Source organism: Mycolicibacterium lacusdiani (genome assembly GCF_021916785.1).
In the GTDB taxonomy this organism is placed as follows: Bacteria; Actinomycetota; Actinomycetes; order Mycobacteriales; family Mycobacteriaceae; genus Mycobacterium; species Mycobacterium lacusdiani.
Window position 1 is genome coordinate 133481 of the sequence record NZ_JAKCFC010000010.1, and the last position, 16348, is coordinate 149828.

The window sequence follows — 16348 nt, forward strand, 5'->3', positions numbered from 1 at the left end:
TTCAACGGGCGGGGGTCGCAGCAGTGCGATCTCTGCGTCTTCGGCCAATGGGCTGGCATCCGGACCGGTGCCGGGGGAGGGTTCCTGCCACCAGCACCGAGTAGTGGGAGCAGTCCATGTCGACACCGGTCACCCCCGCAGAGCGACCCCAGCAGTTGCGCCGCGAGTTCTCGTTGTGGTCGGCCTTCGCGTTCGCCTTCGCGTTCATCTCGCCGATCGTCGCGCTCTACGGCATCTTCGGTCTGGCACTGTCCGCCGCGGGGCCGAGCTTCTGGTGGGGCTTCCTCCTGGTGTTCAGCGGCCAGTTCCTGGTTGCGCTGATCTTCGCGACCCTGGTGTCGCGCTGGCCGCTGGAGGGGTCGATCTACCAGTGGTCGCGCCGACTGCTCGGTACCACCTTCGGCTGGTTCGCGGGCTGGGTCTACATGTGGACCCTGGTCATCGCCATGGCCACCGTCGCACTCGGCGCTGCGGGCTTCATCGCCAACATCTTCGGGATCGCGGAGCCGTCCGGCGGCACGCTCGCGCTGATCGCGCTCCTCATCCTGCTGGCGGGGACCGCGGTCAACCTGGTGGGGCGGCGGGCGCTGAAGATCTTCATGGTCGGCAGCATCATCGCCGAGGTGATCGGCTCGGTCGTGCTCGGCACGTGGCTGCTGCTCTTCCACCGGCAGAACTCGCTGTCGGTGCTGTTCGAGGGTGGCGGCGCGGACAACACCGACACGCTCGCGTACCTGACCGGGCCGTTCATGCTCGCGGTGGCCTTCATCGGCTGGTCGTTCGTCGGATTCGAGAGCGCGGGTTCGATCGCCGAGGAGGTCCGCGAACCGCGCAGGGATCTGCCGAAGGCAGTGCTGTTCTCGCTGGTCTTCATCTTCGTGGTGGTGGCGTACTCCGCCCTCGCGATCATCCTGGCCATCCCGGATCTCGGTGCGGTGGCCGACGGTACCGTCGCCGACCCGGTGTACGACACGCTGACCACGGCGCTCGGCGCCGGGGTCGCCAAACCGGTCGAGGTGCTGTTCGTCATCGGCTTCCTCGCCAGCTTCCTCGCTCTGCAGACGTCGGCTTCGCGGGTGATCTGGGCCTACTCACGCGACGGTGCGCTGCCCGCCGCCGGCGCCCTGGTGCGGCTGCGCGGCAAGGCGCGCATCCCCACGGTGGCGATCCTGGTCACCACGGTCATCGGTGCGGGCCTGTTCCTCCTGTCCATCGTTGCGGGGGACGTGTATTCGCTGATGGTCAACTTCACCGCGGGTGGCTTCTACCTCGCCTTCCTCTTCCCGCTGGTCGGCTTCCTTGTGGTGCTGCTGCGCCGCGGCTGGACGCCGGCCAAGTTCTCCCTGGGCCGCGCGACGCTGCCAGTCGCGCTGGTCGCCGTCGTGTGGGCGGTGCTGCAGTTCCTCAACATCGCGTGGCCGCGGGTGGCCTTCGAGCAGCGCTACCTCGACTGGTCGGTGTGGATCGGCATCGCGGTCCTGGCGGTCGTCGGAGCACTGCTTTACGCGAGCGTGCGGACGAGGATCGCGAGCACGGCAGACGTCGACGACATGGAGTCGATCGACGCGATCGACGCACGGACCGACGACAGGGGCGCGACCCGGTGACCGGTCGACCCGTCGCGCTGGTGACCGGCGGTGCCAGTGGCATCGGCGCCGCCATCGTCGACGCACTCGTCGCCCGGGGTTTCGTCACCGGCTGCCTCGATCTGCGGGGATCGGCTCCCGGCGCCGAGCACACCGTGGCCGTCGACGTCTCCGACGCCGATGCGGTCTACGCCGCCACCGAGAAGATTCGGTCCCGGCTCGGACCGATCAGCGCGGTGGTGACGTGCGCCGGGTACTACGAGATGGCCGCCGTCACCGACATCACCCCCGAGTCCTGGCGGAAGATGCTGCGAGTGCACCTGGGCGGTCTCGTCAACGTGGCCCGGGCGACGCTGCCGGACCTGATCGAACGGCGCGGCGCGCTCGTCGCCGTGGCCAGTGAATTGGCCATCGGCGGTGGCGATCACGACGTGCACTACGCGGCGGCCAAGGGCGCCATCCTCGGTGTCGTGCGCAGCCTCGCCGTCGAGGTGGCCGCCCACGGCGTCCGGGTCAACGCCGTCGCACCCGGTCCGACCGACACGCCACTGCTGGCCGCCGACTCTCCGTGGCGCGCACCCGAATACCTGAACACGCTGCCGCTGCGCCGCCTGGCCACGCCGCCCGAGGTGGCGCGTTGCGTCGAATACCTGGTCTGCGACGGCACGTTCAGCGTGGGCGACGTCGTCAGCGTCAACTCCGGAGCAGTGATATGACCACCGACCTCACCGGACACGTCGCGCTGATTACCGGTGCGGCGCAAGGGATGGGCGCCGCCCACGCCCGCCGCCTCGCCGCCGCGGGCGCCACCGTGGCCGTCAACGACATTCGCGACGGCGACGCCTTGCGCGCCCTCGCCGACGAGATCGGCGGACTGACCGCGGCGGGCGACGTATCCGATCCCGCGGAGTGCGTGCGCATCGCGGAGGACGTCGCGAACGCGGCCGGCCGCCTCGACGTCCTGGTCGCCAACCACGCCTACATGACGATGGCTGCGCTGGCCGACCACGACGACGCGGACTGGTGGAAGGTGGTCGACACCAACCTCGGTGGCACGTTCTTCCTGGTGCAGGCGGTGCTCCCGCACATGCGCCGCGCGGGTGCCGGACGCATCGTCGTGATCAGCAGCGAGTGGGGCATCACCGGCTGGCCGCAGGCCACGGCCTACGCCGCCGCCAAGTCGGGCCTCGTCTCGCTGGTCAAGACACTGGGCCGGGAGTTGGCGCACGAGCACGTCATCGTCAACGCCGTGGCGCCCGGCGTCACCGACACGCCCCAGCTCCTGGTGGACGCCGACGCCGCAGGCGTCGGGATCGACGAGATGCACAACCGGTATGCGTCGTCGATCCCGTTGCGGCGCATCGGGTCCAGCGACGAGGTGGCGGCCGCAGTGGAGCTGCTGGCGGACTTCGACCTCGAGGCGATCGTCGGTCAGGTCATCTCGTGCAATGGCGGCTCGACCCGGTGTCGGGCATGACGGAGGGAAGTGCGGTGGACGGCCAGCCTTACGTGAGAACGGCCGACGGGGTCGTCGGTCAGGTGGATGCCCGTGCCGTGCCCCGCTATGCGGGCATCGGCACCTTCGCCAGGTTGCCGCAGCGACACGACGTGGGCGACTACGACATCGCGGTGGTCGGCGTGCCCTTCGACAGCGGGGTCACCTACCGTCCGGGGGCGCGCTTCGGACCGTCGGCGATTCGGCAGGCATCTCGGTTGTTGAAGCCCTATCACCCGGCGCTGGACGTCAGTCCGTTCGCCGCCGCCCAGGTCGTGGACGCGGGTGACATCGCGGCCAACCCGTTCGACATCGCCGCTGCGGTCGACCAGATCCGCGACGGCGTCCTCGGCTTGCTGGCGAGGCCCGAGCAGCGCGTCGTCCTCCTCGGCGGTGACCATACGATCGCCCTGCCCGCGCTGCAGGCGATGAACGAGGTGCACGGTCCGGTTGCGTTGGTGCACTTCGATGCTCACCTCGACACGTGGGACACGTACTTCGGCGCACCGTGTACCCACGGCACGCCGTTCCGGCGGGCCTCGGAGCAGGGCCTGCTGGTCAAGGACCGCTCCGCGCACGTCGGGATCCGTGGCTCGCTCTACGACCGGGCCGATCTGCTCGAAGACGCCGAACTCGGGTTCACGGTCGTGCACTGCCGTGACATCGACCGCATCGGCGTCGACGGCGTGATCGAGCGCGTGCGCGAACGCGTCGGCGAGCATCCCGTCTACGTGTCGATCGACATCGACGTGCTGGACCCGGCTTTCGCCCCGGGTACCGGCACGCCCGAGATCGGCGGGATGACCAGCCGCGAACTCGTGGCCGTGCTGCGCGCCATGCGCGGACTCCGCATCGTCGGCGCCGACGTGGTGGAAGTGTCCCCGGCCTACGACCACGCCGAGGTCACCGCCGTCGCCGCGGCGAACCTGGCCTACGAACTCGTCACCCTGATGGCCGACCGGTGAGCGAATTCGCCTGGCCCGAGGGCAAGACTGCGGCGGCCGCCTTCACGTTCGACGTGGACGCCGAATCCGCCGTGCTGTGGAACAACGAGGCCGTGGGCGCCCGGATGAGCATCATGAGCCATCAGGCGTACGGCCCGCTGGTCGGCGTACCGCGGATCCTGGACATGCTCGATCGCCACCAGATCGCGTCCACGTTCTTCGTCCCCGGACACACCGCCGTTCGCTACCCGGAGGCGATCCGCAGCATCGTCGCCGCCGGACACGAGATCGCCCACCATGGATACCTGCACGAGCAGCCCACGTCGCTGACGCTCGAGGAGGAGATCGACGTCCTCGACAAGGGTCTGGCCGCTCTCGCCGACGTCGCAGGGGTGAGGCCGACGGGCTACCGCGCGCCGATGTGGGATCTGTCGTGGCGCACCCCGGCGCTGCTGGCCGAGCGCGGATTCCTGTACGACTCCAGCCTGATGGACGCCGACCACCCGTACGAACTCGGGATCACCCCGGGTGCGTCGGAATCGCTGGTGGAGTTGCCGATTCAGTGGGCGCTCGACGACTGGGAGCAGTACTGCTTCCTGCCCGACGTGTCGGGCAGCGGACTCATCGAGAGTCCCCGCAAGGCACGCGAACTGTGGCAGTTGGAGTTCGACGGTCTGCGGCGGGTCGGCGGGTGCTGGGTGCTGACCAACCACCCATTCCTGTCCGGTCGCCCCTCGCGCGCTGCCGAACTCGACGACTTGATGCGGTACGTCGTCGATCACGACGACGTCTGGGTGACCAACCTGGGCACGATCGCGGAACACGTTCGCTCGCTTGGTCTTCCGCCGCGCAGCATCACGCCTCAGGGGTAGGACGTGCCGTCACCACGGTGCGGCGACGCTCAGCACCTCGCTCGCGTTCACCGGCGGACTGCAGTAGTGGCCCTGGATGACGTCGCAGCCGTGCTCCGCGAGCAGCTTCGCGGTGGCCGCATTCTCCACTCCCTCTGCCACACACGTCATTCCGAGGCGGTGGGTGAGATCGATGATCGCGCGCACGATTGCCTCGGCGCGTTCGTCGGTCAGCATGGGGGCGATGAAGTGGCGATCGAGTTTGAGTTCGTCGATGGGCAGCTCACGCAGATAGCTCAGGGCTGAGTAGCCGCTGCCGAAGTCGTCGATGGAGATGCGGATCTGCCAGTCCCGCAGCATCTCGAGGACCCTGCCGGCCCGTTTGACGTTGCCGAGCAGGAAGTCCTCGGTGATCTCCACGGTCAGGCAGTCCGTGGTCAGCCCGCCGTCGGTGACGATGCGGACGATGCGGTTCGGCAGCTCCAGGTCGCCGAGCGTCGGCGGGAAGAGGTTGACGGCGAACGGGACCTCGGTGCCCTCGGCGCGCCACGCGACGGCATCGCGCACGGCGCGCTCGACGACCGCCTCGGTCAGCGCCCCCATCAGACCGTTCTGTCGGGCCAGCGGGAGGAATTCGTCGGGCAGCATGAGCCCGCGCTGCGGGTGCTCCCACCGCACCAGTGCCTCCACGCCCGCCATGCGACCCGACGGGACGGCGAACTTGGGCTGGTAGACCAGGCTCAGCTCGGCATGGTCGATGGCTCGACGGAGCTGGGCGAACAACTGCAGGCCGGCCGAACCACTACGGCGTGGCGTCACGTCGCGATCACGCGGCGGGTCCACCTCGCGAAGGTCGATGCGGTGCATGTCCGCGGTGAACGCGGCGACGCCGCCGTGCTCGCTGCGCTTGGCCGCGTACATTGCCAGATCGGCCTGCTTGAGCAGTGCCTCGGCGGACGTGGCGGGTTCGTCGGCACTCCGACCGGTCGACACGCCGACGCTGGGCCGCATGTACACGTCGTGCCCCTCGACGGAGAACGGCTCGTCGAAGGCATCGAAGATCCGGTGCGCCAGGACGATCGGTGGCTCGGAACCATCCTCGAGCAGGACGGCGAACTCGTCGCCGCCGACCCGCGCGACGGTGTCGCCCTGTCCGACGCACCCGACGATGCGGACCGCGACGGACTTCAACAGCGCGTCGCCGGCCGGGTGGCCCAGCGAATCGTTGACGAGCTTGAAGTCGTCGAGATCGATGGTCAGCACGGCGATGCTGCGTCCGTCCCGAATCCGCAGCGCCACCGCATGATCGAGGCGGTCACGAAAGAGTGCGCGATTGGCCAGTCCGGTCAGGGGATCGCGCAACGCCTGATCCGCCACGGTCACCAGCAGGCGCCGGTTCTCCTCGGCGATGATGAGTTGCCGGGCCACGACGGCGGATACGACTACGAGTCCCGCGATCATCAGTGTCGGCGACCCGTCGTCGTTGGCGCCCAACGCGACCGCCAGCGGCAGCGGAACGTACGGCAGCCACAGCGCCGTCTGAGACCCTGGCCGGGCGGGCCCGAACTCGATGTCGGCCGAGCGCAACCCCATCATCGCGGCCACGGCGAGCAACAGCAGGCCCGCCACCCAGCCCACGTCGATCAGGCCACCGCTGATGTAGGAACCGTTGGCGTTGACCAGCACGAAGGCACTGTCGGACACCGCCATGACCGCCATCGCGATCGTGAACACGACGACCAGACCGCGCTGCCCCGAGCGTGCCCGGGTGAGCATCAGCAACGCGACGCTCAGCAGCACGATGTCGGTGATCGGATACGCGACGGACACCGCGAAGGCGAACCAGTCCTCGCTGCCCAGCCGGAACACCTCGTCGAGCCCCGTGGTCCACATGATGACGAACAGCGACCCGGCGATGATCACCCCGTCGAGGAGCGGACGCGTCTGGGACTGTCCGACGGTGCCGATGGGGAGCAGCAGCAGCGCCACGCATGCGGCGACGGGGAACACCAGATAACCGGCGTCCGACAGCGAGGGGAACGGGGCAACGCCCACGCCCTGCACCAGTTCGGTGTACGCCCACACCGCGTCGCCGAAGAACCAGCCGGCCAGCGCGATGGTCAGGGCGCCCCATGCCCGCCGCTGTCGACCACGGCTCGCCCGTGTCGTGACCGCCGCGCACACCGCGGCGAGACCGCCGGCAAGCAGGGAGCCGAGGTCGCTGACGACGAGCACCGTCGCCGGGCTGCCCCAGCCGCCGATGAGCCAGGCGGCGAACACGGCGAAGCAGACACCGAGCACGCCGCATACGAGGGTGAACCTCGACCGCGGCATGTAGTCCCCCCACTCGTCGCGCACGCGGCGCCCGAGGTGGCTGGACGGGTGGACGCCGAGTAGGAGACTACGGCGTCACGACGGAGCGGACGCGCAGATCAGGGGAGTGCGGGCTCCGGATCGTGGCGAGGCGGCGCGGGCCAGGGGGAGGGACGTGGTCTGGCGCGGACGATCTGCGGCCACCAGAACCAGCGCCCGAGCAGTGCGGCGATCGACGGCATCATCAAGGAGCGGACCACCAGGGTGTCGAAGAGCAGTCCGAGTCCGATGGTGGTGCCGACCTGCCCGATGACCGTGAGCGAGCTGACTGCCATCGACATCATCGTGAACGCGAACACCAGGCCCGCCGACGTCACGACCGAACCGGTGCCGCCCATGGATCGGATCATGCCGGTGTGCAGGCCGGCGTGAATCTCCTCCTTGAACCGCGCCACCAGGAGCAGGTTGTAGTCGGCGCCGACCGCCAGCAGGATGATCAGCGACATCGGTAGGACCATCCAGTGCAACTCGATGCCGATGAGGTGCTGCCAGATGAGGACCGACATCCCGAGCGACGCCCCGAGCGAGATCGCGACGGTGGCGACGATGACCGCCGACGCCACCACCGCACGGGTGATGATCAGCATGATGATGAAGATCAGCGCCAATGCGGCGATGCCTGCGATGACGAGGTCGTAGTTCGCGCCGTCGGACATGTCCTTGAACGTCGCCGCACTACCGGCCAGGTAGACCTTCGATCCCTCGAACGGCGTGCCCTTGATCGCCTCCTTGGCGGCCAACTTGATGGCGTCGATGCGGGCGATGCCCTCGGGCGTCAACGGGTCGCCCTCATGAGAGACGATGAAGCGCACGGACTTTCCATCGGGAGAGATGAAGTTCTTCATGCCGCGCTTGAAGTCTTCGTTGTCGAAGATCTCCGGCGGCAGGTAGAACGAGTCGTCGTTGCGCGCGGCGTCGAACGCCTCGCCCATCGCGGTGGCGTTCTCCGAGCCCTCGGCCTGCTGGTCCTGCATGCCCTTCTGGGTGGCGTACTGCGTCAGCATCATCGCCTTCTGGGACTTCATCGATGCGATCTGCTCGGGCATCAGGGCCACCAGTTGCGGCATGAGTGCGTCCAGCTTCTCCAGTTCCGGTACCAGCAACTGAATGTCGTCGCTCATCGTGTTGATGCCGTCGAGGGTGTCGAACACCGATCTGATGGACCAGCAGACCGGGATGTCGTAGCAGTGCGGTTCCCAGTAGAAGTAGTTGCGGATCGGGCGGAAGAAGTCGTCGAAGTTGGCGATGTCGTCGCGCAATTCGGCGATGTCGACGACCATGCCCTTGGTCTTGGCGACCATTTCGTGCGTGACGTCGGCCATCTGAGCGGTCAGGGCCGACATCTTCTCCATCGTTGCGATGGTTCTGTCCAAGTCGGCGGCCTGCTTCAGCATGTCGGCCGAGCGGTCGGAGTTGTACTTCTCGTTGAGCGTCTGCGTCGTGCTCTGCATGCTGATTTGGAACGGAATCGTCGAGTGCTCGAGAGGCTTGCCCTCGGGGCGGGTGATCGCCTGCACCTGGCCGACGCCCTGGACCTTGACTACCGCCTTCGCGATCTTGTCGATCACCAGGAAGTCGGCGGAGTTGCGCAGATCGCGGTCTGTCTCCACCAGTAGCAGTTCGGGATTCATCCTGGCGGGGGAGAAGTGCCGCTCGGCCGCCGCGTACCCCGCGTTGGCTGGCATGTTCTCGGGCAGGTAGTTGCGGTCGTTGTAATTGGTTCGGTACCCCGGGAGCACCAGCAGGCCGATCAGGGCGAGTGCGACGGTGGCGACGAGAATCGGGCCGGGCCACCGCGTGACCGCCGCCCCGACCTTGCGCCAACCGCGGGTGCGCAGGGCGCGCTTCGGTTCCAGCGTCCTGCCGAACCGGCTGGCCACGGCGACGACTGCGGGACCGATGGTGAGCGCCGTCAGCACGCAGGTCACCATCCCGATGGCCAGCGGGATGCCCATCGTGTTGAAGTACGGCAGATTCGTGAAGTGCAGGCAGAACGTCGCGCCGGCAATGGTCAGGCCCGATCCGAGCACCACGTGAGCGGTGCCGTGAAACATGGTGTAGTAGGCCTCTTCTCGGTCCTCGCCCATGCCCCGGGCTTCCTGATATCGCCCGATCAGGAAGATGGCGTAGTCGGTCGCGGCCGCGATGGCGAGGGTCACCAGCAGGTTGGTCGCGAACGTGGACAGGCCGATGACGTCGTGGAACCCGAGGAAGGCGACCACGCCGCGGGTCGCGGTCAGTGCGAGCACCACCATGGCCAGGGTGATCAGGACGGTGACGACCGATCGGTAGACCAGCAGCAGCATCACGATGATCACCGTGAACGTGACCGCCTCGATCAACCGCATGCTCTGGTCGCCCGCGGTGGTCTGGTCGGCGGCCAGGGCGCCCGCGCCGGTGACGTAGGCCGTGATGCCCGGTGGCGCGGGAACGCCGGCGACGATGTCTTGTACCGCCTCGACGGATTCGTTGGCCTGCGTCTCGCCCTGATTGCCACGTAGGTAGATCTGTACGTAGGCGGACTTGCCGTCGGAACTCTGCGATCCCGAGGCCGTGAGAGGATCGCTCCACATGTCCTGCACGTGCTCGACGTGCTGATCGTCGGCCTGCAGTTTCGCGACGACCTGGTCATAGAACTGGTGGGCCGTGTCGCCAAGTGGCTCTTCACCTTCCAACACGACCATGGCCGAGCTGTTCGAGTCGAATTCCCCGAACACCTCGCCGACCCGCTTCATCGCGATCATCGACGGTGCCGAATCCGGCGTCATCGACACCGACCGCATCTTGCCGACCTCTTCGAGCTGTGGCACGACCACGTTGAGGACCGCGATGATCACGATCCAGCCGAGGATGATCGGGACGGCCAGTGTCCGGATCATCCGTGGAATGAACGGCCGCGCCGCTCGGCCGGACGTCGGGGTGGCGCGTGTCATCGTTCACCGTTCGTCGCGTGGAATCGGCGTCGCCGATCGGAGCCGGCGCGGGGCGACGTCTTCGACGGTCGGCGACCGCTCGCGGCGGTCAGGGGCGGCTCGGCTTTTTACATAGTACGGCTAAACACATTGCGCGCAAGCTCGCCGTACATGATGCCGAGCACATGCGGTGTCGATGTGTGACGGCGGTTACACCTCAACGCGCGCAACGGATCCGGCGACCACGGCGTGAATCGAACCACGCCCGCTGATGAAACCGCCTATGCCACTAGCCGATCAGCCACCGGCACACGACCGGGTTCTGCATGCAGGCAGCGTTGATGTCGGGCAGCGCCCCCGAACACGGCATGCCGTTCTCGTGCACGCAGCCGGGTGCCATCGGCGGACACGGTGTCCCGTCGGGCCGAACGCACGCCTGCTCGGGGCTTGCCTGAGCGGGAACCGCGGACGTGAACGCCATGCCGATGGCAATGACGGCCGCGCATCGGATTACGTGGCTGAACTTCATGGTCGTGTGCCTCCCCCTGCGACGAAGCGGTCGTCGCTTGTTTCCCCTGTGCCGAGTACCTGCCGCGTCAGCAAACCCGACACGTCCATGGAGGCTAACGCTGGCCTGTGACTCGGCGACCCGCTTTTCGCAATTTCGCCGCCGGGGCCGGTTCGCCAAGTCGCTGCCAAGTCCATCGCAAGTGGACGAGGGCAGCGTGGACGGCGTCACCACCCGCCACCCCGACGAGGAGCCACGACATGAATCCCGATCCCGCCATGACCGAGTCTGCCGACGCCGACGTCCCGAACGTGCGCGGCATGCAGATTGCGCACCGGGTGATGCTGCGCGACCTCGACCGAACCATCGGCGTCACCATGGCGATGGCCGACGGGGGCGTCGACACCACCCGACGTCGCGTCCGAGCCCTGGTGCGCTACCTCGAGTCGATGGTGGACTCCATCCACCACCATCACCGTGCCGAGGACGACATCCTCTGGCCGGTCATCGAACTGCGCGCCGGCGCGCACGTCGACCTCACCGCGCTCACCGAAGACCACGAAGCGCTCGTCCCGAAACTCGACGGGCTCGCGGTGACGGTGCGGCAGTTCGGATCCTCACCGTCGCGACGCACTGCAGCGGTCGTAGCCGGCCGTCTGGTCGACGTGCGAAACACGTTGGCCGAACACATCGCCGAGGAGGAGCGTGACACCCTTCCCGTCATCCGGCGCTATCTGTCGGTTGCCGACTGGCAAGACGTCGAGAGCCGAATTCGCAAGGGCGCCACGATGTCGTTCGAACTGCCGCGGATCGCGGCGGCCGTATCCGCCCAGGAACTGCGCGCTTTGAAGGAGGACGCCGGACCGGTGATCGACGTCATGCTGTTCCTCGTCACACCGCGGTACCGCCGGATGGAGAAGGCGATCTGGGGGTGACGCCCGCACGGTCGAGGTGAGCGGCGAGGCGCACCCGCACGGCCTCTGCCGCATCGCGGTGCCCTACGGCGTCACTCGTCCGACCGAGCGCATCCGCCAGCAGGGCCAAGGCATCGTCGACGATTCCGAACGAGACCGACCCCGAGTCGATGCCGGCGACGCCGCCGGCCCAGGGGCTTAGCTCGACGTAGGCACGGGCACACTCGTCGAGGTCGCCCACAGCCACGGCAGCCCGTGCGTACAACGCCATCCTGGCGAGCCAATAGTAGTTGCGACGCACCGGCTTTCGCATCGCCCAGCGAGAACGGGCCTCGTCCTCTTGGCCCGCGGCGATCAGGGCGAGCACGAAGACCTCGTTCATCGCGTCGGGGTGTACGTCGTGCAGTGCGGTCATCGCATCGGTCAGGCTCGCCATGTCATCGCGGTGGAAGGCGACGACCACCTCGAACACCACCGCAATCTCGGCGGCGCTGGCCATCCCGGTCGCGGCGAGCCGTTGGGCCGCCTGGCGATATCGCATGGCGGCGTCGTCGTAGCGGCCTGCGAGTACGCAGAGGACGGCCTGATGGATCTCGACCACCTGGACGAGCGCGGCGAGCTGACCCATCGTGGACTTCTCGACGGCGAGGTCCGCCTGGTGCGTCGCCTCGGTCAGATCGGTGCGCGCCGACGCGCAGAGGAAGAGGAACCAGTGCGCCAGCGCCTCGTACCCGAGCAGGCCGTTCGCGCGGGCCACGAAGAGCAGTTCGTCGACGAGGCCGTCGCGGTCCTCGGCGCGGTCGGGGCCCAGGGACAGGTAGGCGGCAGCGTTGAGCGCGGCGCACGTCGCGGTGGCATCACTGGAGCTGCGCGCCAGCGCCACTGCTTCGTCGGCCAGTGCGAAGGCCTCGCTCATGTCACCGGCAGCGGCGTCGTTCTCGATCTCGAAGATCAAGGCCACCAGCAGCCAGACCCGGGTCACCGGGTCGGTGTGCGGGTGGCCGGCCAGTGCGCGGCGTAGCGGCTGTTCGACGTCGGTGTCGTCGGCGCCGAAACCGCGCACCGTCCACGAGATGGGTGCGCGGTAAGCAGTGAGTGCGGCGAGCAGGAGATCGTCGTCACCACACTCCGCGGCCAGCTGGACCGCGCGAGAACGGGCGGGACGTGCCCGCGCTGCGGCGCCCGATTGCGCTGCCGCGCGCGTGAGTTCCACGAGTATCCGCACCTGGTCCTCGACGGATACGGCGCCCGGCGCCAGGTCGGCCATCCGAATTGCAGACTCCGCCAGGTGCATGGCTTCGCCGGGCGCGTTGAGTTCCATCGCCTGGGCGGCGGCCCGCGCAGCGAGGTCGGCGGCATCGGCCGCGGTGGCGGGGGTTGCAGCGGCGAGCGCGTGATGGGCCAGCGCGGCGACGTCGGGGTCGGGCGCAGTGCGCAGTTCCTTCAGTGCCGCTGCGTGCCAGCGTGCCCGGCGCAGCTGCGGGGTGTCGTCGTAGAGCGTGTCGCGGACGAGCGCGTGTGTGAACCGCACGTGTGCCGGACCTGGCTCGTCGAGGAGGCCGGCGAGGACGGCGGCCTCGAGCCCGTCGAGCACCTCGTCCTCGTCGCGCCGCGCGATGCGGATCAAGAGGTCGACGTCGGCCTCCCGGCCGAGCACGGCAGCCTGCTGCAGCACCGTACGCGCCGTCCCCGGCAACCGGGTCAGTCTGCGGCGCAGGACGTCTGCGACCCCCGCCGGCACCGCGGTGGCGGCAGCGGATCGGCCCTCCGAGGACACCAGGCGGGCGAACTCCGTCACGAACAGTGGATTGCCGCCGGTGCGCAGGGTCAGCGTGTCCACCACTTCGGGATCGTGCTCGAAACCCGGCGCGTGTTCACCGATCAGGGCGAGGACTCCATCGCGGCTCAGGCCGCCGAGTTCGATGCGCTCGATGGTGACGGCGGCCAACGCCGCCCACGTGGCCGCCAGATCGGGTCCGGACTCGGAGCTGCGGTGGGCACCGAGGACGAGTATCGGATGTTCGGATAGGTCGAGGGCCAGCGTGCGCAGCAGCTGCAGTGTCGCTCCGTCGGCGCGGTGCAGGTCGTCGAGGATCACGAGCAACGGGGCATCGGCGGTCGCAGCTCGCAGCCGGTCGCCGACGGCAGCTGCCAGCTCGAACGCGGACCCGATCGAGGGGGTCGAATGGCCAAGGGAATCGATGACTTCCGACCATGCCCAGGCCGGGGGAGCCCCATCCACCTCGGGACACCGGCCACGCGCAACCGACCAGCCCGATGCCCGCAGGCGTTGAGCGGCAACCTCGGTGAGCGTGGTCTTCCCCACGCCGGCGTCGGCGCCGATCCAGACGGCGCGCAGACCGTCGGTCGCCACCGTTCGGGCGGCCGCGTCGATCCGGGCCAGCTCGGCCGAGCGCCCGAGCGCAGTGGCGCGAGTCCGGGCTCCCGTCGTCGTCGGATGCGGGCCCGACGGCGGGGTCGAAGCCCGAGGCGCCACCGACGACGGCGTGAGCAGCGCATCGGCCTGCGCCAGGATGTCTGTCTCGAGCGCACGTAGCGCAGGCCCGGGGTCGACACCCAGCTCGTCGACCAGGCGGGCGCGCGCAGCACGCAGCTGCGCCAGCGCGTCACGTTGACGGCCGGACCGGTACAGCGCGATCGCGAGTAGCCGGACCGCCTCCTCGCGGAGCGGATCGGCGGCGAGGTGCCGCTCCAGTTCGGGGATGAGCGTCGCGTGCCAGCCGAGGTCCATGCCGATGGCGGCGTACTGCTCGAGAACGGTGGCCCGCAGGTCGGCGAGGCGCCTCGATTCGGTTGCGGCCCAGGCGGCGTCGGTGAACTCGGGAAGCACGGGCGCGGCGGAGCAGTCCAGCGCCTCGCGCAGCAGGCGGGCGCGAGCCGTCGGGTCGCCGATGCCGGCGGACTCACGCAGCAGCGCCTCGAACCGCCAGGAGTCGACCGCCTCGACGGGCAGGCGCAGGGCATACCCCGGCGGCGCACTCACCAGAATTCGCGCAGGTGCCCGGCGTTCACGTCGTGGCTCCAGCGCCCGGCGGAGATGGGACACGTGAACCTGGAGCCCGCCCAACGCCTTCGGGGGTGGCTCGCCGGCCCAGATGTCGTCGATGAGTCGGTCAATCGAGACCGCTTCACCGCCGGCCAACGCGAGGCGGGCCAGGACGGCACGCGGCTGTGGACCCCTCAGATCAATCGGGCGGTCGTCCACGTGCACGGTCAGCGGCCCGAACAAGGTGATCCGGATCTCGGTCATTGCCGACACAGGATAAGCAGTGAGGCGCCCCCGCGGGCAGAGGACGGGACGCGCGTGCGCCGCTACCCGACGCGGGTCAGCGAAGCCGCCTCGACGGCGACGTCACCAGCAAGCACGAACGCCGTGCAACGACACCGCTCGTATACGTGGTCACTGCGATCGTCGTCGTCGTTGCAGCAGTGGCAGCCATGGCATGGACCCGACAGGCCGTGCTCGGGGTGCCGGTGCCCGCACTCGCACTGTGAGGCGAATTCCGCGTCCAGTGCCGCATTCGCGGAGTCGATCGAAGTCTGTTTCGCCCCGAGTGCGTACTTGGACCCCTTGTTCCGCATGGGTAGGGACGTTACCCAACGCATCGGGTGCCGTCCACTCGAATCAGGGAAAAGGTTTGTTTTGCTGCTGTGACATGGCCGACAGCTTCTTGCAGGCAGTATCGAAGGCCGGAACGAGTATCTAATTAACTAAAACTGCAGCGCTATGCGACACCGCGGAGGCGACGTGGTGACTTCGCCCCGCATGCCGAGAACCGCAAGCTGACCGTGGTGCCGTCACCGCGACCATCAATGGAGACGTCGTCGGCCAGTGCGTTCATCAGCACGATGCCCCGGCCGCGAAGCGCCGCGGCAGTGCGCGATTCGGGTGCCGTCCACGCCCCGTAGTCCCTGACGCAGACCACGACCGTCGCGTCCTCGCGCTGGTGGGTCACCTCGATCGCCATCGTGCCCAGATCGCCGTGCTCGCGGTACGCGTGATCGGCGCAGTTGGAGAGCGCTTCGTCGGCCGCGAGCAGGATGTCGGAACGACGTTCGGCGGTCACGGCGATCGTCTCGTCGATCCACTCGTCGACGGCATTGCGGAACTCTGCGACGGTGTCGGCGTCGGCGCGGCCCCAACGGGCGAGGCCGGCACCGACCGGGCGCTCAATCGTTGACGAAGACATGATGAAGGGTTGGTTACCCAAACGAAGGGAGTTGTATCCCACGACGGCCAGGTGTGACCGAATCGGATGGGTCTAGCGCTCGATGCCGTCAGTGCCCGATGCTCTCGACGGCCTGCTGCAGCGTCGGATACAGCGCCACGATCTGGTCCACGCCCGTGATGCGGATCGGCCTGCTCGTGGCAGGCCCGTCGGCGACCACGGCCACCCGGGTGGTCGGCGGCGCCGACCGGTGCGCACTGACGAGTACCTCGAGGCCCACCGACGCGAAGAAGTCGACGTCGGTGAGGTCGATGAGCAGAGCCCGAGGCGCCTCGGCCAGAGCAGCGTCGACGTGCTCGCGGAATGCGGGCGCGGAGAGGAGGTCGATTACGCCGCGCACGTCGAGGACGCGGGCCCCATCGACATCGCGAACGGTCAGTTCGACACCGCGCGGTTGCGCAGGATTCACGTCGCCACCTTGCTGCCAATCAGCTGTCATGGTCCGAAAGAACCGAGAAAACCTGGCGGGCGGCGTTCTGCACCCATTACGCCTGAATCATGCCATCCTGCTCCGA

At 68.4% G+C, this 16348-nt stretch carries 12 protein-coding genes; 6 read left to right on the forward strand and 6 right to left on the reverse strand.

The genetic code is table 11. The annotated features are described in order from the left end of the window. Nucleotides 1–116 precede the first annotated feature (116 nt). From LOK44_RS24665 to LOK44_RS24685, 5 genes are read left to right on the forward strand one after another with little or no spacing between them, the layout of a single operon-like run. Complete coding sequence (locus LOK44_RS24665; RefSeq protein WP_237572714.1) at nt 117–1607, forward strand: APC family permease; 1491 nt, start codon at nt 117–119, stop codon at nt 1605–1607. After that, the gene (locus LOK44_RS24670; RefSeq protein ID WP_237572715.1) at nt 1604–2302 is read left to right on the forward strand and encodes an SDR family NAD(P)-dependent oxidoreductase; all 699 of its coding nucleotides are present in this window, start codon (nt 1604–1606) and stop codon (nt 2300–2302) included. The genes LOK44_RS24665 and LOK44_RS24670 overlap by 4 nt, the downstream gene beginning before the upstream one ends. Next, nucleotides 2299–3063: an SDR family NAD(P)-dependent oxidoreductase gene (locus LOK44_RS24675; protein ID WP_237572716.1), complete on the forward strand. Its 765-nt coding sequence runs from the start codon at nt 2299–2301 to the stop codon at nt 3061–3063. The genes LOK44_RS24670 and LOK44_RS24675 overlap by 4 nt, the downstream gene beginning before the upstream one ends. Next, entirely contained in the window at nt 3060–4046 is a 987-nt protein-coding gene (gene speB / locus LOK44_RS24680; protein WP_237572717.1) for an agmatinase, read from the forward strand. Before LOK44_RS24675 ends, speB begins: the two co-directional genes overlap by 4 nt. Continuing rightward, nucleotides 4043–4897: a polysaccharide deacetylase family protein gene (locus LOK44_RS24685; protein ID WP_237572718.1), complete on the forward strand. Its 855-nt coding sequence runs from the start codon at nt 4043–4045 to the stop codon at nt 4895–4897. The genes speB and LOK44_RS24685 overlap by 4 nt, the downstream gene beginning before the upstream one ends. A 9-nt stretch (nt 4898–4906) precedes the next feature. Here LOK44_RS24685 and LOK44_RS24690 read toward each other — a convergent pair whose 3' ends face one another. From LOK44_RS24690 to LOK44_RS24700, 3 genes are all read right to left on the reverse strand, one after another. After that, entirely contained in the window at nt 4907–7210 is a 2304-nt protein-coding gene (locus tag LOK44_RS24690; RefSeq protein WP_237572719.1) for a putative bifunctional diguanylate cyclase/phosphodiesterase, read from the reverse strand. A 98-nt stretch (nt 7211–7308) separates the two neighbouring features. Further along, a complete protein-coding gene (locus LOK44_RS24695; protein WP_372481312.1) occupies nt 7309–10128 on the reverse strand; it encodes an MMPL/RND family transporter in 2820 nt (939 codons plus the stop codon). A 322-nt stretch (nt 10129–10450) separates the two neighbouring features. Next, the gene (locus LOK44_RS24700; protein WP_237572721.1) at nt 10451–10690 is read right to left on the reverse strand and encodes a hypothetical protein; all 240 of its coding nucleotides are present in this window, start codon (nt 10688–10690) and stop codon (nt 10451–10453) included. Between the two features lie 239 nt (nt 10691–10929). On the opposite strand from LOK44_RS24700, the gene LOK44_RS24705 reads away from it, so the two are divergent. Beyond that, nucleotides 10930–11604, forward strand: a complete 675-nt coding sequence (locus LOK44_RS24705) for a hemerythrin domain-containing protein (RefSeq protein WP_237572722.1) — start codon at nt 10930–10932, stop codon at nt 11602–11604. Here LOK44_RS24705 and LOK44_RS24710 read toward each other — a convergent pair. The 3 genes from LOK44_RS24710 to LOK44_RS24720 all read right to left on the reverse strand — a co-directional run bounded on the left by LOK44_RS24710 (nt 11561) and on the right by LOK44_RS24720 (nt 16242). After that, complete coding sequence (locus LOK44_RS24710) at nt 11561–14854, reverse strand: ATP-binding protein (RefSeq protein ID WP_237572723.1); 3294 nt, start codon at nt 14852–14854, stop codon at nt 11561–11563. The two genes, LOK44_RS24705 and LOK44_RS24710, sit on opposite strands and share 44 nt — an antisense overlap. Before the next feature lie 475 nt (nt 14855–15329). Beyond that, nucleotides 15330–15794 (reverse strand): ATP-binding protein, encoded by a 465-nt coding sequence (locus tag LOK44_RS24715; protein ID WP_237572724.1) that lies wholly within the window; start codon nt 15792–15794, stop codon nt 15330–15332. Between the two features lie 88 nt (nt 15795–15882). Then, a complete protein-coding gene (locus LOK44_RS24720) occupies nt 15883–16242 on the reverse strand; it encodes an STAS domain-containing protein (RefSeq protein ID WP_237572725.1) in 360 nt (119 codons plus the stop codon). Nucleotides 16243–16348: the final 106 nt, after the last annotated feature.

Bases quoted from the DNA above. Each gene is read 5' to 3' on its own strand.
- LOK44_RS24665 (WP_237572714.1), top strand. From the start codon at position 117: ATGTCGACACCGGTCACCCCCGCAGAGCGACCCCAGCAGTTGCGCCGC.
- LOK44_RS24675 (WP_237572716.1), top strand. From the start codon at position 2,299: ATGACCACCGACCTCACCGGACACGTCGCGCTGATTACCGGTGCGGCG.
- speB (WP_237572717.1), top strand. From the start codon at position 3,060: ATGACGGAGGGAAGTGCGGTGGACGGCCAGCCTTACGTGAGAACGGCC.
- LOK44_RS24690 (WP_237572719.1), bottom strand. From the start codon at position 7,210: ATGCCGCGGTCGAGGTTCACCCTCGTATGCGGCGTGCTCGGTGTCTGC.
- LOK44_RS24695 (WP_372481312.1), bottom strand. From the start codon at position 10,128: ATGATCCGGACACTGGCCGTCCCGATCATCCTCGGCTGGATCGTGATC.
- LOK44_RS24700 (WP_237572721.1), bottom strand. From the start codon at position 10,690: ATGAAGTTCAGCCACGTAATCCGATGCGCGGCCGTCATTGCCATCGGC.
- LOK44_RS24705 (WP_237572722.1), top strand. From the start codon at position 10,930: ATGAATCCCGATCCCGCCATGACCGAGTCTGCCGACGCCGACGTCCCG.
- LOK44_RS24710 (WP_237572723.1), bottom strand. From the start codon at position 14,854: ATGACCGAGATCCGGATCACCTTGTTCGGGCCGCTGACCGTGCACGTG.
- LOK44_RS24715 (WP_237572724.1), bottom strand. From the start codon at position 15,794: ATGTCTTCGTCAACGATTGAGCGCCCGGTCGGTGCCGGCCTCGCCCGT.